Source organism: Mycolicibacterium wolinskyi str. Jessa 2025 (assembly GCF_049241375.1).
Lineage (GTDB): Bacteria > Actinomycetota > Actinomycetes > Mycobacteriales > Mycobacteriaceae > Mycobacterium > Mycobacterium wolinskyi.
In genome coordinates this window covers 1,956,065-1,978,804 of record NZ_CP185960.1, presented here as the reverse complement: position 1 = coordinate 1,978,804, position 22,740 = coordinate 1,956,065, and the positions used below count along the sequence as shown (strand labels likewise).

Sequence of the window (22,740 nt, the reverse complement as noted above, 5' to 3'; positions counted from 1 at the left end):
TATGTTCGAATCATTCTCCGATGCCGACCTGATCGACGGGATGGGCGAGACATCGCGGGGTGAATCAGCCCAGATAGCGTGGCGGCTGGAAATGATCGGCGAGCTCGATGCCCGCAGGGCGGTGGAGCTGGCGGAAATGAAGCTCTGGCGCACCGATCCGTTCGAGCCGTCGCCGCCGAGGTATCGGCCGCACTAAACATCAGCCGGGCGCGCTCCCGGACCCTCATCCACTACGCGCGCGTGCTGCGCGACAAACTCCCCAAAGTCGCAGCCGTGTTCGCGGCCGGCGGCATCGATTTCCGGCTCCTGGGCACGCTGATCGCCCGCACTGATCTCGTCGACCCGGCAGTCTGGCCCGACCTCGACGAGGCCCTGGCATGTAACGCTCCGAAGTGGATGAAGCTGTCCGAACCCAAACTGAAAGACCGGATCGATGAATGGGTAGCGACCCACGATCCCAACGGCGTGCGTGTCGCCCCCAAAGTCGACGAGGGTCGCCACGTGACCATCCAGCCCTTCTGCCCCGGCGTGGCCACCATATGGGCAACGGTCCGCGCGGATGTCGCCGCTGCCATCGACCAACGCCTGGACGCCATGGTCGACACCGTCTGCGAGAACGACCCGCGCACACGCGACCAACGCCGCTCGGACGCGCTGGGACCGATCGCGCACATGCAAGACCAATTGGCCTGCCAATGCGGGCAACCCGACTGCCCCGCCGCCGAACGCCACGCCGGCGCGGGCACGGCGGTGATCCATGTGCTGGCCGAACAAGCCACCATCGACGGAACCAGCGATGCACCCGGCTACCTGCCAGGTTTCGGCATCCAGCCCGCCGAGACGGTGCGCGAGCTCGCCAAGACGGCGGCACTCAAACCGCTGACCGTGCCCGGCGATACGCCAGAACCGGGGTACCGGCCGTCGGTGGCGTTGGCCGAGTTCGTGCGCTGGCGCGACCTGACGTGTCGATTCCCTGGCTGCGATGCGCCGGCCGTCAGGGCCGACATCGATCACACCGCGCCCTACCCAGCCGGGCCGACCCACCCATCCAACACCAAGCTGTATTGCCGTTCCCACCACCTGCTCAAAACCTTCCACACCGGACCGAACGGCTGGACCGACCGCCAATTGCCCGACGGCACAATCGAGTTCACCGCTCCCACCGGCCACATCTACACAACCGAACCCCACGGCGCGGCACTCTTTCCTGCCCTCGCCAGGCCCACCGGCGAACTCCACATCCCAGAGACCACAGCACCCGATGCCAACCGGGCGATCATGATGCCCACTCGCAAGCACACTCGCGAACACGACCGCCAAACCCGCATCGCCGCCGAACGGCGTCAACGCGCCGAGCTCAATGCCGAACGGCAACGCCAACACCAAGCCTGGCTTGCCGACAACTACGAACCGCCACCGTTCTGAGTCGGCTCACGCCCCGTGCCTGGTGGCGTACTCTCCCGGCGTCCAGCCCAACATGGACCGGAAGTCGTTGATGAAATGGGCCTGGTCATACCAGCCCAGACGCACTGCCAAGTCGGCGAAGTCGACATCGGGGCTGCTTTCGATCTCCAAAGCCGCCTGCTGCAACCGATACCGGCACAAGACCCACTTCACCGGCACTCCGACATAGCGGCGGAACACCCGCTGCGTGGTACGAACGCTCCACGGCGAATGGTCCATGACCTGCTCGACGCGATGCAGGGTGCCGTCGTCGCGCATGCGCTCGATCAACGGGGTCAGCCGATCAAAGACCTCATCCGTCGGGCCGGAGTAGGCCGCGATCGCGGCGTCGAGTCGCGCTCCGACCGTGGTCACGTCCTCCCCGAGAGAAATTGGCGCCCCCAACAACTCGTCGTCGACGGGCACGACGAGTCCGGTGATGGCACCGGCGTCCCTCCCGAACCGGGCCGTATAACCGCCCGGCAGAAACCGAGCGCCCACGACGGTGCCGCGCTGACTGATGGTGGTCCGGAATACCCGTTGCACCACGCCGTGCACAAGCGTGTTCGGCAGTGGATGGCCGTGGCGCGCGTCGTCATCGCCCCACTCGCGGGTGAGGTGTACCGAAGGGAAGGTGATGACGGTGCTGTCGAACGGCCCGTCCTCGCGGCGGTCCCAACTGACCGACCAGAAGTGCTCGACGAACCGGGCACTGTCCTGCGACGGCAACCAGCGGTGTAGGTCGAACGCCGACGTGCTGCCCGCGCGGCCGACCACGCCGCGCACTGGCGCGTTTTTCCAAGCGGCCACGAGATCCAGGCTACGAAACTGGCCACATGAGCGTTAAACCGATTCCGGAGGGCTACACGAGCCTGACCCCATTCATCTGCGTCGACGGGGCCGCCGCGGCCATCGAGTTCTACGAGCGGGTGTTCGGCGCGAAGGTCGTCGAACGGATGGACGGTCCCGACGGCACGGTCGCGCACGCCGAACTGGACTTCGGCGCGGGCCGACTGCAGCTCGGCGATCCCCAGGAGGCATTCCAGATCGCCGCACCGACCCCGGGCGCCGCCGCGACACACTCGATCGGCCTGTACTGCCCCGACGTCGATGACGTCGTCGCGCGGGCCGAACAGGCGGGTGCCATGATCCGTGAGCCGGCCCAGACCTTTGTCACCGGTGATCGCTTCGCATCGATCCTCGACCCGTTCGGCCAGCGCTGGACCGTGATGACCCGGGTCGAAGATCTGTCAGCCGAGGAGCGGGAACGCCGCGTGGCCGAATGGGCGTCCTCGAACGCTTAGCCCCTGAGCAAGAACACGATGGCCGCCGTCGCGCCGAATGCCGCCACGCCGATCCGGAAGACGTTCGGTGAGATGTGGCGCACCAGCCGGATACCGAGCGGTGTACCGGCGGCGGATCCGGCGGCGAGGATCAGCGCGGTCTTCCAGTCGATGGCCGAGGTCATCAGGAAGAAGATGCCCGCCACCAGGCTGACGAGACCCTGCATAACGTTCTTGATCGCGTTCTGCTCAGGTACGGAGGTGTCGAGGCACAGGCCTACCACTGCCAGCAACAGAATGCCTTGTGCCGCACTGAAAAAGCCGCCGTACACGCTCACCGCGAACACGCACGGATAAAGCCACCCGCCATTTCCGGTGCGGCGTAGCCGTTTCACCAGCACGGGTTGCGCGGCCACCAGAACCGCGGCGCCACCGATGAGGTACGGCACAGCGGCGTGGAACAGGTCCGGCGGGGCGATTCGCAGCAAGCCCGCGCCGCACACCGCCCCCAGGACACCGATCGGCAGTAGCCACACCAGGCCGGCGATGTCGCGAAGCACGCGGCGGTCGGTCCACGCGGCGAGCATCATTCCGGGTGCGAGTCCGACGGTGTTGAGCATGTTCGCGCCGACGGGTGGCAGCCCGGCCGCCACCAGGGCGGGAAAAGTGACGAGCGACCCTGATCCGGCCGCTGCGTTGACGGCACCGGCCACCACCGCAGCGGCCACCACCAGAAGGTCAGCTGCCTGCATGTGAGACGGGTCTGCGGCTCTCGAGGTGCCAGTCGAGGATCTGCTCGCCGGTCCAGAACACAACGTCGTCACGGCGGCGCATGTACGCGAGTGCGTCGGCGAAGTACTTGGCGCGGTGCGGGACTCCCATGATGTACGGGTGGACGACCAACGCCATCACCCGCGCCGAGTCGGCGCTGTCGGCGTAGAGCTGATCGAATTGATCGATGGCCCGTTGGTAGTACTCCTGTGCGGGATGATGCTGGATGAGCATCATCGCCACGTCGTTGCACTCCTGCGTGTAGGGAATGTTGACGAGCGGACCGCGCTCGGTGCGTAGCTCCACCGGCTGGTCGTCGAGCACCCAATCGCACACATAGCTGTAGCCGGCGTCGACGAGAAGCTCTGGTGTTTCCCATGTTTCGGTGAGACCGGGCCCCAGCCATCCGCGCGGCGGGCGGCCCCACGCGCGTTCGATGGCCTGTGTCGTGAGCTGGATGTCGACGCGCTCGTCGGTCACCTTCTGCATGTTCTTCTGTGTGTAGCCGTGGCCGATCGGCTCCCACTTGCGTGCGATCGCGGCCTGTGTGATCTCGGGATAACTCGCGATGGCACTGCCGTTGATCGCCAGGGCCGCGGGGACCTCGTGCGCGTCGATCGCCTGCAGCAGGCGCCAGAACCCCACGCGGTTGCCGTATTCGTGCCACGCCCAGTTGGGCACGTCCGGCGTCGGCGTGCCCCCGGCGGGCGGGGTCAGAACCGTGCGGGGCATCGGTTCGAGCGGCGACCATTCCTCGACGTTGACGATGATCCACACGGCGAGGCGGGCTCCGCCGGGCAGTTGAAGGCGTGGCCGGTCGGTGATGGCGCTGTAGTCGATTCGTTCGTTGGGCAACATGGCGTACTCCTCAGACAATCGTGATGGTCAGGTCATGCAGGCCGCTGATCGCAGCCCGCACACGGTCCCCGGGTACCAGCGGGCCGACGCCGGCCGGGGTTCCGGTGTAGATCAGATCGCCGAATTCCAGCCGGTACTGAGCGGACAGGTTCGACACGATTTCGGGCACCTTCCAGATCATTTGGGCGAACCGGCAGTGCTGACGCAACTCGTCGTTGACCCAGAGCGACAGTTCGCCGTCGGCCACCAGCGAGGCTGGCAGATCGGCCAGCCTGGTCACGGTCCCCACCGGCGCGGACTGATCGAACGATTTCCCGGCCTCCCACGGCCGCCCGGCACGGGCCAGCTCGCGTTGCAGGTCGCGGCGGGTGAGATCGATGCCGACCGCGAACCCGAAGATGTGGTCGACTGACGCCTCCACTGGAATGTCTTGTCCGCCTTCGCCGATCACGATCACAAGCTCACCTTCGTATTGAAAGTCACTCGTGGCGGACGGGTAGCTCACCGCCGCGCCGTCGCCGACGACGGCGTCGGTCGGTTTCTGGAAGAAGAACGGTGCGTCCCGTTCGTCCCCTTCTTTCATCTCCCGGATGTGGTCGACGTAATTGCGTCCCACGCAGTAGATTCGACGCACCGGCAACGACGTGGGCTGCCCAGCCACGGGAATCTGTACGGGGTTACTGGTCGGGGCGGTGGGAATGGTCATGTCGTGGCTTCCTGTGGTTGGTGGACGAAGGCGGAATCGGCTGGGCGGCTGAATTCTTGGGGCCGCAGCAGGAGAGCGAGCGCCGCGCCGATCAGCGACAGCGCGGCGAGCTGGATGAGGCCCGCACCCTGCCAGCCGGTGACCTCGACCAGCACGCTGAACACGTAACCCGCGAGGCCTGCCGGTACGTAAACGGCCGAGACGAAGAGCCCGGCCGCCCGGCTGGCGTGCCGTACATCCACCGACTTCACCAGGCAGCCGGCGAGGATGACATAGCTGCCCGCACTGGCGAACAGACCGAACAAGAATGCCCAGACGGCATGCCACCACAGCTGATCCGGCCCTACGAACAGGGCGACGGCGCAGACGGCGACGAGCGTCTGCGCGCCGCCGATCGCCAAGCGGGGATCGATCCGGTCGACCAGGTGGCCGCCGACGATCGAGGCGAAGGCCGCGAGGCCGGACAATCCGACGACGAGCCCAGCCGCGCCGGTGGTGTAGGCGAGCTGGTCACGCAGATAGCTGGCGTACATGCCGATGAAGCCGAAGTCCGCCAGCCCGAAAAGGATCGTGATGACCATGAGCACCATCGGGTTTCGGCTCAGCAGCCGCGTCGCACCGCCGACCTGGGTGGCCGCCGCGCCGACAGCGGTGACGGCTTCGCTGAACCACGGCCGGACGGCGACGATCACCAAGGCTGCCAGGGCGAGGCCGATCAGGCCGAAGGCGATCATCGGCGCACGCCACGTCTCGTAGTGCGACACGAGGGCACTGCCGAGGGTCGGCCCGATCAACGAGCCCATCGCGAAGGCCATGTTGACGCAGCCGACGGCGGCACCGCGGTGCCGGGTGAATGCGCTTGCCGCGATGGCGAATATCGCCGTCAGCTGCAGTGCTTCACCGACGCCGGACAGGACGCGCCACACCAACATGTCGGCAAAGCCGACCGACACGACGGTGAGCAGTGTCGCCGCGGAGAAGATCACCGTGCCGAGCACCACGACGTCCTTCCGGCGCATCCGCTCGACGAGCAGTCCGGCCGGGATCCCGGTGAGCCCCATGCCGAGTGCGAAGAGCGTGGACTGCAGACCTGCCTCGCCCAGGGTGAACCCGTACTCAGCGCGAACGTCGAGCAACAAGACCGGGAAAACCATGCGGTCCATGGCGTTCACGGTGTAGGCGGCCAGCAGCGCCGCGAACATCGCGACGGCCCAACGTGTTCCGGTTCTAGGCGATGACGGCATGTGCGCTGATCTCGATCTTCAACTGGGAACCGACCAGGCGGTCGACGCCGATGTGCGTCCGGCACGGGCGGTGGTCGCCGAAGAACTCCATGTACGCCTCGTTGACCGCGTCCTGCGCGTCCATGTCGGTGTTGTAGATCGTCACCTCGACGATGTCGGTGACAGTGCCACCGGCGGCCTCCAGCGCGATCTTCAGGTTCTTCAGGCAGGCCCGGGTCTGATCGGCGATGCCATCGGGCACGCGCAGCTCGTCCTCGTCGTGCGGGTGCTTGTGCACGAGCGGAAAGGCGGTGGCGCCCGACAGCCAGATGTGGCGCCCGCCGCTCGTGACGATCGCCGGCATGAACGGCATTTCGGCCGGGTCCGCTCCCGCGGTGATGAATTCCATGGCTTTCACAACCTCCTTGTGCAATCGATTGCAGGAATCGTAAGGCGGGTCCCACGGCACGTCAATAGGGGTGGATGCTTGAACCGCGGGCAGCGAGATGCCACGATCTATGCAATCGACCGCCAAGGAGGGGCAGGTGACGATGACGCCGAACGTGACGATGCAGGATGTGGCACGCGCCGCAGGCGTCCACACCGGCACCGTGTCGCGCGCACTCAACGAGGCAACAAGGGACCGCGTCAGCGCAGACACCCTTCGCCGCATCGACAAGGCCGTGCGCGATCTCGGCTATGTCCCCAATCCCATCGCCCGCAGCCTTCGAACCGCGACGTCGAACACCGTCGGCGTGGTCATCCCCGACCTCACCAACCCACTGTTTCCGCCGATGATCCGCGGCATCCAATCAGTGCTCGACAGCCGCGGATTCAGCCCGCTCATCGTCAGCACCGACTACGACCCCCAGCGCGAAGCCGCGGCCATCTCGGCGCTATTGGCCAGGCAGGTCGACGGCCTCATCGTCGCGACCGCACGGCTGAACGACCCGACTTTCGAGCGGCTCGCCGATCAGGGCACCCGGATCGTGATGATCAACCGGCGTCTGGGCGGACGAGATCTCGACTCCGTGACGGCCGACGACGAAGCAGGAATGGGCTTGGTCATACGCCATCTCGCCGAATTGGGCCACGAGCGCATCCTCTGTCTGGCCGGCCCACAAGACACCTCCACCGGCGTGGCGAGATTGCGCGGATTTCGCTCCGCGGTCGAATCGCACGGGCTGGACCGGGACCAGAAGCTCATCCGGATCTGTGAATCGTGGACGACCGAACAGGGCGCCATCCAGCTCACGTCGGCGCTCGACGAGAACATCTCGTTCACCGCCGTCGTCGCGGCAACCGATCTGATCGCGCTCGGCTGTTACGACGCCATGGCCGAACGCGGCCTGTCCTGCCCCGCCGACCTCAGCGTTGCCGGTTACAACGACATGCCGTTGATGGACCGGTTGGCTCCCCCGCTGACCAGCGTCGCCGTTCCGCAATTCGACATCGGGCGGGAGGGCGCCCGGTTGTTCCTCGCGGGCATGGACGACAGCGACCGCCTGCCCCGGACCATCCTGCTACCCGTGTCACTGAGCATTCGGGGTTCGACCGCTCCACCGGTTTAACCGCCCGCGCCAACGGCTAACGTGACGGAATGTCATGTGTGTTCTGCGCCATCGTGTCCGGTGAGGCTCCCGCGATCCGGGTGTATGAAGACGACGAGTATCTGGGGATCCTCGACATCAGGCCGTTCACGCGTGGCCACACCCTGGTGATTCCGAAGCAGCACACGGTCGATCTGACCGACACTCCCGCGGCCACCGTCGCCGACATGGCCGCGATCGGCCAACGCATCGCGCGCGCCGCCCGCACGTCGGGTCTGCATGCCGACGGCAACAACATCGTGATCAACGACGGCAAATCCGCGTTCCAGAGCGTGTTCCACATCCACCTGCACGTGGTGCCGCGGCGCGCCGGTGACAAGTTCTCGTTCGCGAAGGGCATGGTGCTGCGGCGCGACCCCGACCGCGAAGAGTCCGGGCGCCTGCTGCGGGCGGCGCTGGCACAACTCGACAGCGCCGAGCAGGATTGAGCCCATGAGCCTTCGGTCCCAGGTCGAGTTCGTCGGCCTCCGGTTATTGCACATCCACGATCTGATCTATCAGAAGACCGGCGGGCGCATCGGGCATCGGATGCCCGGGGTGCCGCCGAGTCTGCTGTTGCACACGACGGGCGCCAAGACCGGCCAGGCGCGCATCAACACGCTGAGTTACGCACGCGATGGCGAGAACTACGTCGTCGTGGCGTCGATGGGCGGCGCACCCCGGTCACCGGGCTGGTATCACAACCTAAAAGCGAATCCCAATATCGAAATCAATGTGGGCACAAAGCGTTTGAAGGTTACCGCGAAGCCGATCCTTCCGGACGATCCGGATTACGCGCGGCTGTGGAGGATCGTCAACGAGAACAACTCCCACCGCTATGAGGCGTATCAGAAGAAGACCTCGCGGCCGATCCCGATCGTGGTGCTGACGCCTTAGAACAGCTCTTTGGCCAACAGCTCGAGCGTGGTGTCACGTGCGGTCGCGGTGGCCGGGTCGGCACCGCGCCGAGCTGACGCGACGGGGTTGACCATGACCTCGTCGACGTCGAATTCCTCGGCCAGGGCCCGCACCTGATCAGCGGCCTCGGTCGGCGAACCGACGACGGCCCGTTGCAGGCCGGCCTGCACGACGGCCTGCGCCTGCGGCGTCATGGTGGTCGCCTCGGCGTCCTCGACGAGGTCGAGCGCGCCGAGCGGTTGCCCGGTGCGCAGCCGGCCCATCATCTGCAACTGCGGCAGCAGTAGCGCCTTGGCTTCCTCGCTGGTTTCGGCCACGACCGCGTTGACGGTCAGGAACGTGACGGGCTCGGCCGCCAGGTCACTCGGCTGAAACTCGTCGCGGTACACGGCCAGCGCCTCGGCCGTGCCGTGCCCCGAGAAGTGGTGGGCGAACACGTACGGCAGGCCCTTCGCCGCCGCGAGGTGAGCGGAGTACATCGACGAGCCGAGCAGCCACAGCCGCGGTTCGGTGACCGCAACCGGAGTGGCCTTGAGCACATAGTTCTCCCGCAGCAGATCACGCGGCAGCGGCACTCGAACACCACGCGCGCTCATGAGCGCGCGAACGTCGTCGAGATACTGCGGGAACGCCTCGATATCGCGATCGTCACGGCCTGCGGCCCCGCGCAGGGCCAGCGAGGTCACCGGATCCGATCCCGGTGCCCGCCCGATGCCGAGGTCGATGCGCCCCGGATGCGCGGCCTCGAGCAGCGCGAACTGCTCGGCCACCGCCAGCGGCGCGTGGTTGGGCAGCATCACGCCACCCGAACCGAGCCGCAGCTGGTCGGTGTGCGCGGCCAGATGTGCGATCACGACGGGCGGGCTGGTGGCCGCTACCGCGGGCATGTTGTGGTGTTCGGCGATCCAGTACCGGGTGTATCCGAGCCGGTCAGCGGTCTGCGCGAGGTGTGTCGTGGCGGTCAGGGCGTCGGCGGTGGTCTGGTCGGTACGCACCGGGACGAGGTCGAGGACAGAAAGCCGCATGACAGCGTCAACGTCATCGCCCGCCGGGTTCGTTCCCGAGGTCGCCGAGCGATTTGGCCGTGGTGAAGATGTCGTCGAGCATCGCCTCGGTGAGCCGGCCGGTGAAGGTGTTCTGCTGGCTGGGGTGATAGCAGCCCAGCAGCGTGACCTCGCCGTGCGCGGTGGTCAACGTCGCGGTGGCCCCGTGACCGAATTTGGGCGCGGGCTTCGGACGGTCGGCGATCAGGTCCAGTGCGGCCCGCCAGGCGAAGGTTCCGAGCGCGATGACGACCGCCACCGACGGCCCGACGAGACGCCATTCGGCCGCCATCCACGGCGCGCACGTGGTGCGCTCGGCCGGGTTGGGCGCATTGGCCGGCGGGGCGCAGCGCACCGCGGCCGCCATCCGGGTGCCGATCAACTGCATTCCGTCGGCGGCGTCGACGCACACCGCCTGGTTCGCGAGCCCCGCCCGGTGCAGCGCGGCGAACAGGAAGTCACCGGACCGGTCGCCGGTGAAGACGCGTCCGGTGCGGTTGGCACCGTGCGCGGCCGGGGCCAGGCCGACGATCATGATGCGGGGCGCCTCGGCTCCGAACCCTGGCGCCGGCCTCCCCCAGTACGGCTGGTCGGCGAAGGACTTGCGCTTGGCCACCGCGACCTCTTCGCGCCAGCCGACCAGCCGCGGGCAGGCCCGGCACACCGAAACCAGGGCATCGAGTTCGTCGACCGAGTTCGCCCGGGCGGCCAGGCGGCGCACCTGGGCGGCCGTCTTCGCCTGCGGTGTGGCTGGGCTCGCCGGATCACCTGGCCAGCCGCTGCCGGGCGGAACCGGCGAGGTGAACAAGTCCCCGGTCCGGGGGTGAGCCAGCTGCATCCCGTCCACTCTGCCCGAAAATCCGTCGCAAGACGCGTAGGTGCGCTGTTAGATTCGGCCGCGATACCCCATGACCGACACCAAACGCGGCCCACTGCTGCTGATTCTGTTCGCCGCGTTGATGGCAGGCGCCGGAAACGGTATCTCGATCGTCGCCTTTCCGTGGTTGGTGTTGCAGCGCAACGGATCCGCGCTCGACGCCTCGATCGTCGCGATGGCGGGCACGCTGCCGCTGCTCGTCGCGACCGTGATCGCGGGCGCCGCAGTCGACTATCTGGGCCGCCGACGCGTGTCGATGATCTCGGATCTGCTGTCGGCGCTGTCGGTGGCCGCCGTGCCGGTGCTGGCCCTGACGTTCGGCGTCGACGGGGTCAACGTCGCGGTGCTGGCGGTCTTGGCCGCGCTCGGCGCGTTCTTCGATCCGGCCGGGATGACAGCGCGCGAGACCATGCTCCCGGAAGCCGCCGGACGCGCGGGCTGGACCCTCGACCACGCCAACAGCGTGTACGAGGCGGTGTTCAACCTCGCCTACATCGTCGGGCCCGGAATCGGTGGCCTGCTCATCGCCACGGTCGGCGGGATCAACACCATGTGGGTGACCGCGCTCGCGTTCCTGTTCTCGATCGCGGCGATCTCGGTGCTGCGACTGGAAGGCGCCGGTAAGCCCGATCGCACCGAACTGCCGGAAGGCGTGTGGTCGGGCATCGTCGAAGGCCTGCAATTCGTCTGGCGCACACCGGTGCTGCGCACGCTGGCGATCGTCGATCTGGTGGCGACCGGACTGTACATGCCCATGGAGAGCGTGCTGTTCCCGAAGTACTTCACCGATCGCGATGAGCCGCAAGAACTGGGCTGGGTGCTGATGGCGCTCAGCATCGGCGGCCTGCTGGGTGCGCTGGGCTACGCCGTGATGAGCAAGTACATGAGCCGGCGCGCGACGATGCTGACGGCGCTGCTGACCTTGGGCGTGGCGATGACGGTCATCGCGTTCCTGCCGCCGCTGCCCCTGATCCTGTTGCTGTGCGCGGTGGTCGGTTTCGTGTACGGACCGATCGCCCCGATCTACAACTACGTGATGCAGACCAAGGCCCCGCAGCATCTGCGAGGGCGCGTGGTCGGCGTGATGGGCTCACTGGCCTACGCCGCGGGCCCGCTCGGTCTGATCGTGGCGGGCCCGCTCGCCGACTCGGTCGGTCTGCACGCGACGTTCCTCGCGCTGTCGCTGCCCATGCTGGTGCTCGGCCTGGTCGCCGTCGGGCTGCCCGCGCTGCGTCAGCTCGACCGGAACTAGCGGATCTCTTTCCAAAGTGCTTCGTACTGCTGGGCAGCCGAGCTCTGCGGCGCGAAAGCGGTGACCGGAGCCCGTTTTTCGGCCATCTGCTCGATGACCGAAAGCGCCGGGATGTCGGTGCTCAAGATCCCCTGGCGTTCCTGCGACAGTTGCGCGACGACGTCGCGGTGAAGCTTCTTGCGCCGGTCCACCATCGAGAAGAACGCCTTGACCGCCGGCTGCCTGCCGTCGAAATCGCCGACGAAGTCGACCAATTGGTCGTATGTACGCACCGAGAGCGTCGCCGGGATCATCGGGACGAGGAGCGTGTCCACCGCGTGCAGGACGCTCTCGGACACCAGCGAGATGCTCGGCGGGCAGTCGAGGAACACGACGTCGTACTCGTCTTCGAGTGGGGCGAGCAACTGCCGGATCCGGCGCGTCGGCCGCTTGGCGCTGTCCAATTGCACGTCCATGTTGCGGTATGTGAAATCCGCGGGCACGAGGTCGAGCAGATCGAAATCGGTTGCCTTGATGGCCTCGTCGAGAGTTCTGGTCCCCCGCACCAGCGCCTTGCTGCCGCCCTTGACCTTCGGCCGGATCCGGAACAGATACGTCGCCGCACCCTGCGGATCGAGATCCCACAGCAGCGTGCGATTACCGTCGCGCCCCGACAGGTGAGCCAGGTTCACCGCAGCCGATGTCTTGCCGACGCCGCCCTTGATGTTGTAGGTCGCGTAGATTTTCACCGGCGGATCAGCGCTTTCACTCGGTCTCTGTTCTCTTTTGCCAGGAATGGCTGCAGCCGGCCCACCAAGGCCGACCGTGCGCGCAGTTGATGCGCATCGAGTTGAGCGGCCAACTCGCCCATCGCCAGTACGGTGGCGGGAGGCGCCGAGCCTTCGTCCATCATGGCGGCCGCGAATTCGCGGACCGCCTCACGCTGCACCTCGCCGTCCTGGAAATCCCCGAGGGTGTCCTGCAGCGCCTTGAGTTCTTTCACGAGCCGGCGATGCGGTTCCTCGGCGTGCAGCGGCCGGAAAACTTCGAGCAGGTATCGCAGCTCCTTGCATCGCTTGCGCAGCGAATGCACGTCGTCGCTCGGTGATTCGGCAGTGATGGCCTCGCCGCGCTTGGCGACTTTGCGAAACACCTTGCCGACACGTTCCTGTGCCAGGTCCGAAACGGTTCGGCCGGAAGACGTTTCCTCGGCCACCCGGGCCAACTCGGCTTGCCAGTCCTGCATCAGCCGCTCGAAGCGGCGGGAACGCAGACCCCGCACGAGGATTCGGCGCTCGGCCGTGCGGTGCTTGCGCAAGAACGTTTGGAACGGCGCGAGATCTGCCGGATCGGCCGAGGTGAGCCCAGCCGCCATCCCGTCGAAATCGTGCAGGTAGACGTCGAGATCGCGCACCGGTGTGGTGAGGTCACCGAGCCACTTGAACTCGGGCACGAACCGTTCTGCCAAACCGTCTGGAAGCACATCGCCGACGAGCTTGAGAATCGACCGCGTGCGCCGCACCGCGACCCGCAGGTCGTGTAAGAACTCGATGTCGATGGCCGCGATGGTGCCGTCGACGTTGTCGGCGATGGCCTCGGCGAAGCGTTGCAGGACGGCCGCAACCGCCACTGCCGCGGGAGTTTCCGGCGTGAACTGTTCGGCCCGGCCTTGCGGTTTGCGCTCGGCGTGGGCCAGCGCGTCGTCGTACGACGTCGACTGCGCCGGGGTGAGACCGTCGACAGCCGACAGCCCCGCGGCGATGCGCTCACCGTCGCTGTCATAGCCGCGCAACGGCAGGACCTGAAGCCAGCCCACGCCGTTGTCGCTGTGTTCGATCAGCAGCCGTGCGACCGTCTTCTCGTCGGAATTGAGCACGCGGCACTCCTGCACGGTCCCCTGTACCGCGACCACCGGTATCAGCGCTCGGGGCTCGATGATCGGCGACAGCACCTCACGCAGCCGCCCGGCGGGCAGGTTCTCGGCCATCGCGGGCCACTTCGGCGCCACCGGACATTGCAGTTGCGTGCCATCCGGTAGTTGAGCGGTCAGCGGACGGTCGTCGACGAACCGCAGCGAGATACCCGCATCGTGCAATCGCCAGTCGAACGTGTCGATCCACGTGCGCGAGACCGCCCGGGCGGGCTCGGCGTTGAGCGTGTACTTCGGCTGCAATGCCTCGGCGACAGCGTCGATGGTGACCGCGCCCTGTGTGCTGAAGGCACGGGAGATCGTGACCATAGGGCAGAGATACTAGACATACTTCGTTAACGAACAGTTCATTCACGCTCGTAGCATCGAGGAGTGAGCAACGACGCATTGACCGGTCTGATCGCCCAACTGCCCGACGGCGTCGTCGTCACCGATCCCGACATCCTCGCCTCCTACCGGCAGGACCGGGCCGCCGACCCGGACGCAGGCACTCCCCTGGCGGTAGTCCGGCCGCGCCGGACCGAAGAAGTGCAGACGGTGTTGCGCTGGGCGAGCAAGCACCAGATCGCGGTGGTGCCGCGCGGCGCCGGTACCGGCCTGTCCGGTGGCGCGACCGCCCTCGACGGCGGCATCGTGCTGTCGACCGAGAAGATGCGCGACATCACCGTCGACACCGTCACGCGCACTGCCGTGGTGCAGCCCGGGCTGCTCAACGCCGAGGTAAAGAAAGCCGTTGCCGAACACGGCCTGTGGTATCCGCCCGATCCGTCGTCGTACGAGATCTGCAGCATCGGTGGCAATGTCGCCACCAACGCGGGTGGACTGTGTTGCGTCAAGTACGGGGTCACCACCGACTACGTCCTCGGCCTACAGGTCGTACTGGCCGACGGCACCGCTGTCCGGCTCGGCGGGCCGCGACTCAAGGACGTGGCGGGGCTGAGTCTGACGAAGTTGTTCGTCGGCAGCGAGGGGACGCTCGGCGTCGTCACCGAGGTCACGCTGCGGCTGCTGCCGCCTCAACATTCGCCGTGCACGGTGGTGGCCACGTTCGACTCCGTCGAGGCCGCCGCCGGTGCGGTGGTCAAGATCACCGGCCGGATCCGGCCGTCGATGCTGGAGTTCATGGACGCGGTGGCGATCAACGCCGTCGAGGACAAGCTCAGGATGGGGCTGGACCGCACCGCGGCCGCGATGATGGTGGCCGCCTCCGACGACCGCGGCGCCGCCGGTGCCGACGACGCCGCGTTCATGGCCGAGGTGTTCACCGAATGCGGTGCCACCGAGGTGTTTTCCACATCCGATCCGGATGAGGGTGAAGCGTTCGTCGCGGCACGACGGTTCGCCATCCCGGCAGTCGAGGCCAAAGGCTCGCTACTGCTCGAGGACGTCGGTGTACCGCTGCCGGCATTGGCCGATCTGGTGAGCGGAGTGGCCAAGATCGCCGAACAACGGGATCTGCTCATCTCGGTCATCGCGCATGCCGGCGACGGCAACACCCACCCGCTGATCGTGTTCGATCCGGCCGATGCCGACATGGCCGACCGCGCCCAGCTCGCGTTCGGCGAAATCATGGATCTCGCCGTCGGATTGGGCGGCACGATCACCGGCGAACACGGCGTGGGCCGGTTGAAGCGGCCATGGCTGGCGGGTCAGATCGGCCCGGACGCTATGGAACTCAACCAGCGGATCAAGCGCGCGCTCGATCCCGACAACATCCTCAATCCGGGCGCCGCGCTCTGAGCGTCATGCGTAGCCGAACGTCGTGAGCAGGTCGTTGGTGCGCCACCACACGGCCGCGGCGAACAGCAGCGCAAAGGCCACCGACACCCCCGCCTGAATGACGTTGCGGCGTTCGCGCGGGGCATATACGAAGGCCGCCGCGACGAGCGCGCCGGTGACCAGACCGCCGATGTGCCCCTGCCAGCTGATCGCGCCCGCCCCTAGCGCCGGCCCGGCGAACGTGAACACCAGGTTGAGGACGACGACCGCACCGATCCAGCGCACGTCAAGATTGAGTTGGCGGGCCACTATGAAGATCGCGCCGAACAGGCCGAAGATCGCGCCCGACGCGCCCGCGGTCGCGGACTCCAGCGGCGAGAGCAGGTAGACCAACACCGAGCCGCCCAGCCCGCTCAGCGCATAGAGCACGCCGAACCGCAGGCGGCCCAACCACGCCTCCAACGGCGGTCCGACGACATAGAGCGCCCACATGTTGAACAGCAGGTGCATCGCGCCGTAGTGAAGGAACATCGAGGTCACCAGGCGATACCACTGGTCGTGCAACGCGATTCCCGGCGGCCAGAGTGTGAACTGGCTCTCCAAGTTGCCCGAGGCCATCTGCAGCACGAACATCACGACGTTCACGGCGATGAGGCCGTACGTGAGCAGCGGCGCGCCGGAGCGCTGCACTCCGCCGAACTGCGTGCGCGGCGCCCGCACGGATTTGGCGCCCTCGTTGACGCACTCCACACATTGGTGGCCGACGGCCGCCGCCCGCATGCACTCCGGGCAGATGTAGCGGCCGCAGCGCGTGCAGCGGACGTAGGTCTGCCGGTCGGGATGCCGGTAACACGTCGGCGTCTCGGCAGGTGACTGCGGCGGGTAGGGGTAGCTCACCGGCCCGAGCCTAATGCGACGACACGAATAACTCGTTGCCCTATTGACACTCCACCGCTGACTGTCGTAGCAATAAGACATGACGGCTTATTTGTCTCACACCGCCTCCGACGCCCCGGCCCAGTTCGAGCTCGCGAACGCCGACACCTGGGCGAGCCCATGGGCGATGTATGCCGCGCTGCGCGACCACGATCCCGTTCATCACGTGGTCCCGGCCGAGCAGCCCGATCGGGACTATTACGTGCTGTCCCGGCACGCCGACATCTGGGCCGCCGCGCGTGATCACGAGACCTTCTCGTCGGCCCAGGGCCTCACGGTCACCTACGGCGAGCTGGAGATGATCGGGCTCGCGGACAATCCACCGTTCGTCATGCAGGACCCGCCCGTGCATACGCAGTTCCGCAAGTTGGTGTCACGGGGTTTCACGCCGCGCCAGGTGGAGGCGGTCGAGCCCAAGGTGCGCGAGTTCGTGGTGGAGCGGCTCGAACGGTTGCGGGCGAACGGGGGCGGCGACATCGTCACCGAGCTGTTCAAGCCCCTGCCGTCGATGGTCGTCGCGCACTATCTCGGGGTGCCCGAGGAGGACCGCGCGCAGTTCGACGGCTGGACCGAGGCGATCGTCGCAGCCAACACTGCCTCCGGCGGTATCACGGCGGCGATGGGTACCGCGGGTGAAGCCGTCGCCTCGATGATGGGCTACTTCTCCGAGCTCATCGAGCGCCGCCGCCGTGAACCGCAGGACGACACGATTTCGCACCTGGTGGCAGCCGGGGTTGGGGCTGACGGTGACATCGCGGGCGTGCTGTCGATCCTCGCGTTCACCTTCACGATGGTGACCGGCGGAAATGACACCACCACCGGAATGCTCGGCGGCGCAGTGCAATTGCTACATCAGCGGCCCGATCAGCGGCAGCTTCTGGTCGACGATCCCACGCTCATCACCGACGCGGTCGACGAGTTCCTGCGGCTGACCTCCCCGGTGCAGGGCCTGGCCCGCACCACCACGCGCGACGTCACGATCGGCGACACGACGATTCCCGCCGGACGCAAGACCCTGCTGCTGTACGGCTCGGGCAATCGCGACGAGCGTGAATTCGGCCAGGACGCAGCCGAACTCGACGTCCGCCGCAAGCCACGCAACATTCTCACCTTCAGCCACGGCGCCCACTTCTGCCTGGGGGCCGCGGCCGCACGCATGCAATCACGGGTAGCCTTGACCGAATTGTTGTCGCGCTATCCGGATTTCGAGGTCGATGTGGACGCTGTGGTGTGGGCCGGCGGCAGTTACGTCCGGCGGCCGTTGTCCGTCCCGTTCCGGGTGGGTACCTGATGGCCCGTGACTGGCTGGCCGCCAAGCGCACCGAAGTCGCCGCCGACGCGATCCTCGACGCGGCCGACGAGCTGTTCACCCGCCAGGACGCGGCGACCGTCGGCATGCACGAAATCGCCTCCGCCGCAGGGTGTTCCAGGGCCACTCTGTACCGCTACTTCGAAAACCGGGAAGCCCTCTACACCGCATACGTGCACCGCGAGGCCCGCAGGCTCTACCAGGAGGTCAGCGAGCAGGTCGGCGGCGTGACCGATCCCGCGCAGCGGTTGATCGAAGGCGTCGTCACCGCGCTGCGGGCAGTCCGCGAAAGCCCGGCGCTGTCGTCGTGGTTCGCGACCGCCCAGCCGCCGATCGGCGGTGAGATGGCCGAGCATTCGGAGGTGATCAGGGCGCTCGTGGAAGGGTTCGTCCGATCCCTCGGCGCCGACAACACCGACGACGGCATCGGCCGGCGAGCGCGGTGGCTCGTCCGGGTCATGGTGTCGCTGCTCGTGTTTCCCGGCGGCGACGAGGCCGACGAACGCGCGATGCTCTCGGAATTCGTCGCACCGCTCGTGGTGCCGGCAGCTCAGGCCACCCAGTAGGCCTGTGCCTTGATGGATTTGCGCGGGATGTTGTACTGCTCGCGGAACACGCGGGCGACTGCGCGGGTGGTGCGGTTGTTGCACGCGACCCAGCCGAAGTGGTCGGCCGCGTCGAACGCCGATGAACTGACCGCTTCCACGAGCGCCTCGTCGTCGCGGTCGACCCAGGTGATGTCGGCGCCACCGGCCACCGGAAGCTCACGATCGTCGTCATGCCCGGCCTCCAGGAACACCCGTGCCGGGGCGTCCCCGATCGCGTCGAGCAGCGAGTTGATCGCGGGCAGCGATGCGGTGTCACCAACGATGACGTAGCCCGCGGGCTGCGGATCGGGCAGCGCGAAGTTGCTGCCGAGCACCGTCACCTCAAGGACATCGCCAGGCTGTGCTGCGCGCGCCCAGCGGGTGGCCACGCCGTCGTGCATCGCGAAATCGATGTCGACGGTGCCCGCCTCCCGGTCGGGATTGGCCAGCGTGTAGCCACGCTGATGCGCCCTGGCTCCGTCCGGGAACCACCCACGCACCCACATCGTCGGATGCAGACGCTGCTCGGCGAGGAGCCGTTCCGCACTGAAGTGCAGTCGCAGGTAGTGCGGGGTGAGCTCGGTGCGGCCGGTGACCGTCAGCTGATAGTCGCCACCCCGCCACAACTTGACCAGCGCACCTTCGATCCCGCGCGACGCCTTCTGCTCGGCCATACCCTCACAACCTTTCACCGCTTTCTTAGGTTAGCTTACCCTAACCTTGCAGTTGCGGGTCAGGACCGAACGCGCGTGAACCGGTGCAGCAGCCAGGCCGCCGGAAGAGTGAACGCCATGGTGAGCACGAACAGGTTGACGATCGACCCGGTGTAGACCGGCGTTCGCATCACCTCGACCATCACGAGTTCCATGATGATCAGGTGGATCAAGAAGATCTCGTACGAGATCTCGCCGAGGAACACCATGGGCCGGCTGGCCAGGAAGCGGGTGTACCAGCCACGGTCGCCGAGCGCGGGCGGAGCCACCAGCAGGGCCGCGATGACCGCGTAGAAGCCGGTCTTGACCAGAGCCTCGCTCAGCACCGCGGGTGATGTCGTCGGCTCCCCCGCGATCGGTGTCGACGCGATGAAGTAGCTCACGACCGCCAGCGGCACACACACCATCGCGTACCCGCGCAGCTTCATCTGTGCGAGCACCGTCAGCGCCATGCCCGCGACGAACCACGCCAGATAGGTGGGCAACCACAGGCGTGCACCGTCGGGCAGCCCGGTGGTGTGGTGCACGATGATCAACCACACCGGCGACACCGCAGCCGTCACGGCCAGGCCCGTCAACAGCAGCCACGGCCGCCACTTCCGCCGGCACAACACGACCAGCAGCACGTACGCCAGCACGGGCAGCACCACGTAGAAGGCGGCCTCGACGGCCAGGCTCCACATCTGCGTAAGCCCTTGGTGCAGGAACGAATACAGGTAGTTGTCGGCGTAGATCTGCGTCAGGGTCAGGTTGCGGAACAAGCCCTCCCACGTGTGCCCGGGATTGGGCCCCGCCGTGCGGAAGTGGTACACGAGGTAGGCGATCAGGACCGTGACGACGTAGGCCGGCATGATCCGTCGCACGCGGTGCCAGGCGTAGCGGCGCACCGACGGTGCGGGTCCGCCCGTCGCGGACGCCTTCACCCACGGCCGGAACAAGAGAAACCCGCTGAGCACGAAGAAGATCGGCACGCCGATCTCGGCGCGCGAGTACACGAGACCCAGATAGCCCTGCGGGTATTTGCCCGTGGTGTAGGCCGCGTGCGTCAGCACCACGAGCAGCGCCGCGACCGCGCGGATGCCCGTGAGAGACGCGACCCGGCCGGACGGGGATCGCGGTACGTCAGCTGATTCCAGGCCGCCCTGCACGGGCGGTTCGTTCACGTCTTTCGAAAGCGTCACTTCGCCTTCCGGCGAGGCTTGCCCGACCCACCCGTCCGGTCCCGGTGCTCCGGCCGCTCGCGCCGCGGCGCACGATCCGGTTGCAGATTGATCAGGACGCCGGAGATGCGGGTGTTCTCCAACGCTTTGAGCGTCTTCTTCGGCAGCTTCTCCGGCAGCTCCACCAGCGAATGGTCGAGCCGGATGGTGATGTGGCCGAACTCGTTGCGATGCAGGCCGCCTTCGTTGGCGATCGCGCCGACGATGTGGCCCGGCCCGACCTTGTGCCGCTTGCCCACCGCGATGCGGTAGGTGGCCATGCCCTCACGCGGCGGCCGCTCCTTGCGCGGCGGGCGCTCCCCGCGGTCCTCACGCTCGCGACGCTTGTCCGGTGGCGGCTCGGTCATCAGGAACTCTTCGCCGTTGCGCGACTGAAGCGCCAGCGCCGCGGCGATGTCGGCCAGCGGCACATCGTTGTCGCGCTCGTAGTCCTCGATGAGGCGACGGAACAGCTCGATGCCGGGCGCGTTCAGCGTCTCGGAGATCGAATCGCGGAACTTGGACACCCGCTGCGCATTCACGTCTTCGACACTCGGCAGTTCGGCCTCGACGAGCTTGGACCGGGTGGCCTTCTCGATCGACTTGAGCAGATGGCGTTCGCGCGGCGTGACGAACAACAGCGCGTTACCCGACCGGCCGGCCCGTCCGGTGCGGCCGATGCGGTGCACGTAGGACTCGGTGTCGTGTGGGATGTCGTAGTTGAGGACATGCGAGATGCGCTCGACGTCGAGCCCGCGCGCGGCGACGTCGGTGGCGATCAGGATGTCGATCGTGCCGTCCTTGAGCGCGGTGATCGTGCGCTCGCGCTGCGCCTGCGGGATGTCACCGTTGATGGCGGCCGCCGCGAAACCACGGGCCTTGAGCCGCTCGGCGACCTCCTCGGTGGCCTGCTTGGTGCGGACGAACACGATCATCGCGTCGCCCTGCTCGACCTCGAGAACCCGCGTCAGCGCGTCCATCTTGCGCGGGCCGGCCACCTGGATGAACCGCTGCGTGATGTTCTCGGCAGTCGCCGTCTTGGCCTTGACCGTGACCTCGACCGGGTCATGCAGGTACTTGGTCGTGATCTTGCGGATGGCCGGCGGCATCGTGGCCGAGAACAGGGCCACCTGCTTGTACTCCGGGGTGTCGGCGAGGATCCGCTCGACCTCTTCGGCGAAGCCCATCGTGAGCATCTCGTCGGCCTCGTCGAGCACGAGGTAGTCGAGATTCGACAGGTCGAGGGTGCCCTTTTCCAGATGGTCGATCACGCGGCCGGGTGTGCCGACGACGACCTGCGCACCTCGCCTGAGCCCGGCCAGCTGCGGACCGTAGGACGCGCCGCCGTAGATCGCGAGCACATTGACCTCGGGCAGATGTGTGCCGTACCGGCCGAACGCCTCGGCGACCTGCAGGGCCAGCTCCCGCGTCGGGGCCAGCACGAGAGCCTGCGTGGCCTTGCTCGTGACGTCGATCTTCGACAGGATCGGGATCGCGAACGCCGCGGTCTTGCCGGTACCTGTCTGGGCCAGCCCGACCACATCCGAGCCGGCCAGCATCGGCGGGATCGTCGCGGCCTGGATCGCCGACGGCGACTCGTATCCGACGTCGGTGACTGCCTGCAGCACCGCGGGGTGAATCTGCAGGTCGGCAAAGGTTGGGTTGGTGTCGGCCGGATCCGAGTTGTTTTCCGGGCTCGGGTCCGGTTCTTGCGAGGTCATCAGGATCTGCAGTCTAGTGCCAATCCGGCGGTTAACCCGCAACGCCGATACGGGCCCCGGCGCCGCGCGCCTGCCCAGACCCGGCACCCGATCGCGGTAGGTTGCCCAGTTGTGAAACAGGTCGGACTGATTTTCGTGACCGTTTCAACGGCTCTGGTCACGCTCACCGGATGCGGCTCGGGCGATTCCACCGTCTCCAAGACCCCCGACGCCACCGCGAATCCGCCGGCCGCGGCCACCCCCAGTGCGGCCCCGATCGTGGCCGCGCCGACGTCCGCGGCGCCCGAGGCCGACCCGTGCGCGGTGAACCTCGCCGCCCCCGAGATCGCCAGGGCCGTCTCCGAGCTGCCCCGCGACCCGCGCAGCAATCAGGCCTGGAGCCCCGAACCGGTCGCCGGCAACTACAACGAATGCGCACAGCTGTCAGCGGTGATCGTGCGCGCCAACACCAATGCCGAACACCCCAACACCAGGGCCGTGATGTTCCACCTCGGCAAGTTCATCCCGACCGGCGTGCCCGACACGTACGGCTTCAACGGCATCGACAAGTCCGCCACCACCGGTGACACGGTGGCCCTGCAGTACTCGGGCGGCTTCCACGGCCTCGCCAGCGTCGTGAAGTTCCGGTGGAACGGCAACGGCGTTGAGCTGATGGGCAATACCGGCTGATCGTCCCCGCGGCCG

Annotated in this window: 25 protein-coding genes; 11 read left to right on the top strand and 14 right to left on the bottom strand. The window is 67.1% G+C overall.

Annotated elements, in window-relative coordinates; all coding sequences use genetic code 11:
• Nucleotide 1: 1 nt before the first annotated feature.
• Together ACOI2T_RS09900 and ACOI2T_RS09895 are read left to right on the top strand one after the other, a co-directional pair.
• Complete coding sequence (locus ACOI2T_RS09900) at nt 2-196, top strand: hypothetical protein (RefSeq protein WP_409503397.1); 195 nt, start codon at nt 2-4, stop codon at nt 194-196.
• Nucleotides 145-1,425 carry an HNH endonuclease signature motif containing protein gene (locus tag ACOI2T_RS09895; protein ID WP_409503388.1) on the top strand — a complete coding sequence of 427 codons (1,281 nt, stop codon included), beginning with the start codon at nt 145-147 and terminating at the stop codon, nt 1,423-1,425. Before ACOI2T_RS09900 ends, ACOI2T_RS09895 begins: the two co-directional genes overlap by 52 nt.
• A gap of 6 nt (nt 1,426-1,431) precedes the next feature.
• Here the strand turns inward: ACOI2T_RS09895 and ACOI2T_RS09890 are convergent, their stop codons facing one another.
• Complete coding sequence (locus ACOI2T_RS09890) at nt 1,432-2,253, bottom strand: DUF6597 domain-containing transcriptional factor (RefSeq protein WP_409503105.1); 822 nt, start codon at nt 2,251-2,253, stop codon at nt 1,432-1,434.
• 26 nt (nt 2,254-2,279) lie between these two features.
• Here ACOI2T_RS09890 and ACOI2T_RS09885 point away from each other — a divergent pair, with 26 nt between their 5' ends.
• The gene (locus ACOI2T_RS09885) at nt 2,280-2,747 is read left to right on the top strand and encodes a VOC family protein (protein ID WP_409503106.1); all 468 of its coding nucleotides are present in this window, start codon (nt 2,280-2,282) and stop codon (nt 2,745-2,747) included.
• Here ACOI2T_RS09885 and ACOI2T_RS09880 read toward each other — a convergent pair.
• Genes ACOI2T_RS09880 through ACOI2T_RS09860 form a run of 5 tightly spaced genes read right to left on the bottom strand, consistent with a single transcriptional unit; the run spans nt 2,744 to nt 6,693 of the window.
• Nucleotides 2,744-3,478 carry a sulfite exporter TauE/SafE family protein gene (locus tag ACOI2T_RS09880; protein WP_409503107.1) on the bottom strand — a complete coding sequence of 245 codons (735 nt, stop codon included), beginning with the start codon at nt 3,476-3,478 and terminating at the stop codon, nt 2,744-2,746. The genes ACOI2T_RS09885 and ACOI2T_RS09880 overlap by 4 nt on opposite strands.
• Nucleotides 3,465-4,355: a polysaccharide deacetylase family protein gene (locus ACOI2T_RS09875; protein WP_409503108.1), complete on the bottom strand. Its 891-nt coding sequence runs from the start codon at nt 4,353-4,355 to the stop codon at nt 3,465-3,467. Before ACOI2T_RS09875 ends, ACOI2T_RS09880 begins: the two co-directional genes overlap by 14 nt.
• A gap of 10 nt (nt 4,356-4,365) precedes the next feature.
• Nucleotides 4,366-5,061 carry a fumarylacetoacetate hydrolase family protein gene (locus ACOI2T_RS09870; protein ID WP_409503109.1) on the bottom strand — a complete coding sequence of 232 codons (696 nt, stop codon included), beginning with the start codon at nt 5,059-5,061 and terminating at the stop codon, nt 4,366-4,368.
• Nucleotides 5,058-6,305: an MFS transporter gene (locus ACOI2T_RS09865; protein WP_409503110.1), complete on the bottom strand. Its 1,248-nt coding sequence runs from the start codon at nt 6,303-6,305 to the stop codon at nt 5,058-5,060. Before ACOI2T_RS09865 ends, ACOI2T_RS09870 begins: the two co-directional genes overlap by 4 nt.
• On the bottom strand, nt 6,289-6,693 hold the full coding sequence (locus tag ACOI2T_RS09860; protein ID WP_409503389.1) for a RidA family protein: 405 nt from the start codon (nt 6,691-6,693) through the stop codon (nt 6,289-6,291). The genes ACOI2T_RS09865 and ACOI2T_RS09860 overlap by 17 nt, the downstream gene beginning before the upstream one ends.
• A gap of 142 nt (nt 6,694-6,835) precedes the next feature.
• On the opposite strand from ACOI2T_RS09860, the gene ACOI2T_RS09855 reads away from it, so the two are divergent.
• From ACOI2T_RS09855 to ACOI2T_RS09845, 3 genes are read left to right on the top strand one after another with little or no spacing between them, the layout of a single operon-like run.
• Nucleotides 6,836-7,855: a LacI family DNA-binding transcriptional regulator gene (locus tag ACOI2T_RS09855; protein WP_409503390.1), complete on the top strand. Its 1,020-nt coding sequence runs from the start codon at nt 6,836-6,838 to the stop codon at nt 7,853-7,855.
• 29 nt (nt 7,856-7,884) lie between these two features.
• Nucleotides 7,885-8,322 carry an HIT family protein gene (locus tag ACOI2T_RS09850; RefSeq protein WP_409503111.1) on the top strand — a complete coding sequence of 146 codons (438 nt, stop codon included), beginning with the start codon at nt 7,885-7,887 and terminating at the stop codon, nt 8,320-8,322.
• Nucleotides 8,323-8,326: 4 nt separating this feature from the next.
• The gene (locus tag ACOI2T_RS09845) at nt 8,327-8,770 is read left to right on the top strand and encodes a nitroreductase family deazaflavin-dependent oxidoreductase (protein ID WP_067850919.1); all 444 of its coding nucleotides are present in this window, start codon (nt 8,327-8,329) and stop codon (nt 8,768-8,770) included.
• On the opposite strand, the gene ACOI2T_RS09840 is transcribed toward ACOI2T_RS09845, so the two are convergent.
• Together ACOI2T_RS09840 and ACOI2T_RS09835 are read right to left on the bottom strand one after the other, a co-directional pair.
• Nucleotides 8,767-9,816: an LLM class flavin-dependent oxidoreductase gene (locus tag ACOI2T_RS09840; RefSeq protein WP_067850917.1), complete on the bottom strand. Its 1,050-nt coding sequence runs from the start codon at nt 9,814-9,816 to the stop codon at nt 8,767-8,769. The two genes, ACOI2T_RS09845 and ACOI2T_RS09840, sit on opposite strands and share 4 nt — an antisense overlap.
• A gap of 13 nt (nt 9,817-9,829) precedes the next feature.
• Complete coding sequence (locus ACOI2T_RS09835) at nt 9,830-10,672, bottom strand: uracil-DNA glycosylase (protein ID WP_409503112.1); 843 nt, start codon at nt 10,670-10,672, stop codon at nt 9,830-9,832.
• Between the two features lie 70 nt (nt 10,673-10,742).
• Here ACOI2T_RS09835 and tap point away from each other — a divergent pair, with 70 nt between their 5' ends.
• The gene (gene tap / locus ACOI2T_RS09830; protein WP_409503113.1) at nt 10,743-11,963 is read left to right on the top strand and encodes a multidrug efflux MFS transporter Tap; all 1,221 of its coding nucleotides are present in this window, start codon (nt 10,743-10,745) and stop codon (nt 11,961-11,963) included.
• On the opposite strand, the gene ACOI2T_RS09825 is transcribed toward tap, so the two are convergent.
• Complete coding sequence (locus ACOI2T_RS09825; RefSeq protein WP_409503114.1) at nt 11,960-12,691, bottom strand: ParA family protein; 732 nt, start codon at nt 12,689-12,691, stop codon at nt 11,960-11,962. The genes tap and ACOI2T_RS09825 overlap by 4 nt on opposite strands.
• Complete coding sequence (locus tag ACOI2T_RS09820; protein WP_409503115.1) at nt 12,688-14,181, bottom strand: CHAD domain-containing protein; 1,494 nt, start codon at nt 14,179-14,181, stop codon at nt 12,688-12,690. Before ACOI2T_RS09820 ends, ACOI2T_RS09825 begins: the two co-directional genes overlap by 4 nt.
• Nucleotides 14,182-14,244: 63 nt before the next feature.
• Here ACOI2T_RS09820 and ACOI2T_RS09815 point away from each other — a divergent pair, with 63 nt between their 5' ends.
• On the top strand, nt 14,245-15,612 hold the full coding sequence (locus ACOI2T_RS09815) for an FAD-binding oxidoreductase (protein ID WP_409503116.1): 1,368 nt from the start codon (nt 14,245-14,247) through the stop codon (nt 15,610-15,612).
• A gap of 3 nt (nt 15,613-15,615) precedes the next feature.
• Here ACOI2T_RS09815 and ACOI2T_RS09810 read toward each other — a convergent pair whose 3' ends face one another.
• A complete protein-coding gene (locus ACOI2T_RS09810) occupies nt 15,616-16,488 on the bottom strand; it encodes a rhomboid family intramembrane serine protease (protein WP_409503117.1) in 873 nt (290 codons plus the stop codon).
• A gap of 79 nt (nt 16,489-16,567) precedes the next feature.
• On the opposite strand from ACOI2T_RS09810, the gene ACOI2T_RS09805 reads away from it, so the two are divergent.
• A complete protein-coding gene (locus ACOI2T_RS09805; RefSeq protein ID WP_409503118.1) occupies nt 16,568-17,818 on the top strand; it encodes a cytochrome P450 in 1,251 nt (416 codons plus the stop codon).
• Nucleotides 17,818-18,402 carry a TetR/AcrR family transcriptional regulator gene (locus tag ACOI2T_RS09800; protein WP_409503119.1) on the top strand — a complete coding sequence of 195 codons (585 nt, stop codon included), beginning with the start codon at nt 17,818-17,820 and terminating at the stop codon, nt 18,400-18,402. The genes ACOI2T_RS09805 and ACOI2T_RS09800 overlap by 1 nt, the downstream gene beginning before the upstream one ends.
• Here ACOI2T_RS09800 and ACOI2T_RS09795 read toward each other — a convergent pair.
• Genes ACOI2T_RS09795 through ACOI2T_RS09785 form a run of 3 tightly spaced genes read right to left on the bottom strand, consistent with a single transcriptional unit; the run spans nt 18,387 to nt 22,056 of the window.
• Nucleotides 18,387-19,097: a siderophore-interacting protein gene (locus tag ACOI2T_RS09795; protein ID WP_409503120.1), complete on the bottom strand. Its 711-nt coding sequence runs from the start codon at nt 19,095-19,097 to the stop codon at nt 18,387-18,389. The genes ACOI2T_RS09800 and ACOI2T_RS09795 overlap by 16 nt on opposite strands.
• A gap of 59 nt (nt 19,098-19,156) precedes the next feature.
• Nucleotides 19,157-20,317 (bottom strand): acyltransferase family protein, encoded by a 1,161-nt coding sequence (locus tag ACOI2T_RS09790; protein WP_409503121.1) that lies wholly within the window; start codon nt 20,315-20,317, stop codon nt 19,157-19,159.
• Nucleotides 20,314-22,056 (bottom strand): DEAD/DEAH box helicase, encoded by a 1,743-nt coding sequence (locus ACOI2T_RS09785; RefSeq protein WP_409503122.1) that lies wholly within the window; start codon nt 22,054-22,056, stop codon nt 20,314-20,316. The genes ACOI2T_RS09790 and ACOI2T_RS09785 overlap by 4 nt, the downstream gene beginning before the upstream one ends.
• 135 nt (nt 22,057-22,191) lie before the next feature.
• Here ACOI2T_RS09785 and ACOI2T_RS09780 point away from each other — a divergent pair, with 135 nt between their 5' ends.
• Nucleotides 22,192-22,725, top strand: coding sequence for an LppP/LprE family lipoprotein (locus ACOI2T_RS09780; protein WP_409503123.1), 534 nt, complete (start codon nt 22,192-22,194; stop codon nt 22,723-22,725).
• The last annotated feature ends 15 nt before the right edge of the window (nt 22,726-22,740 follow it).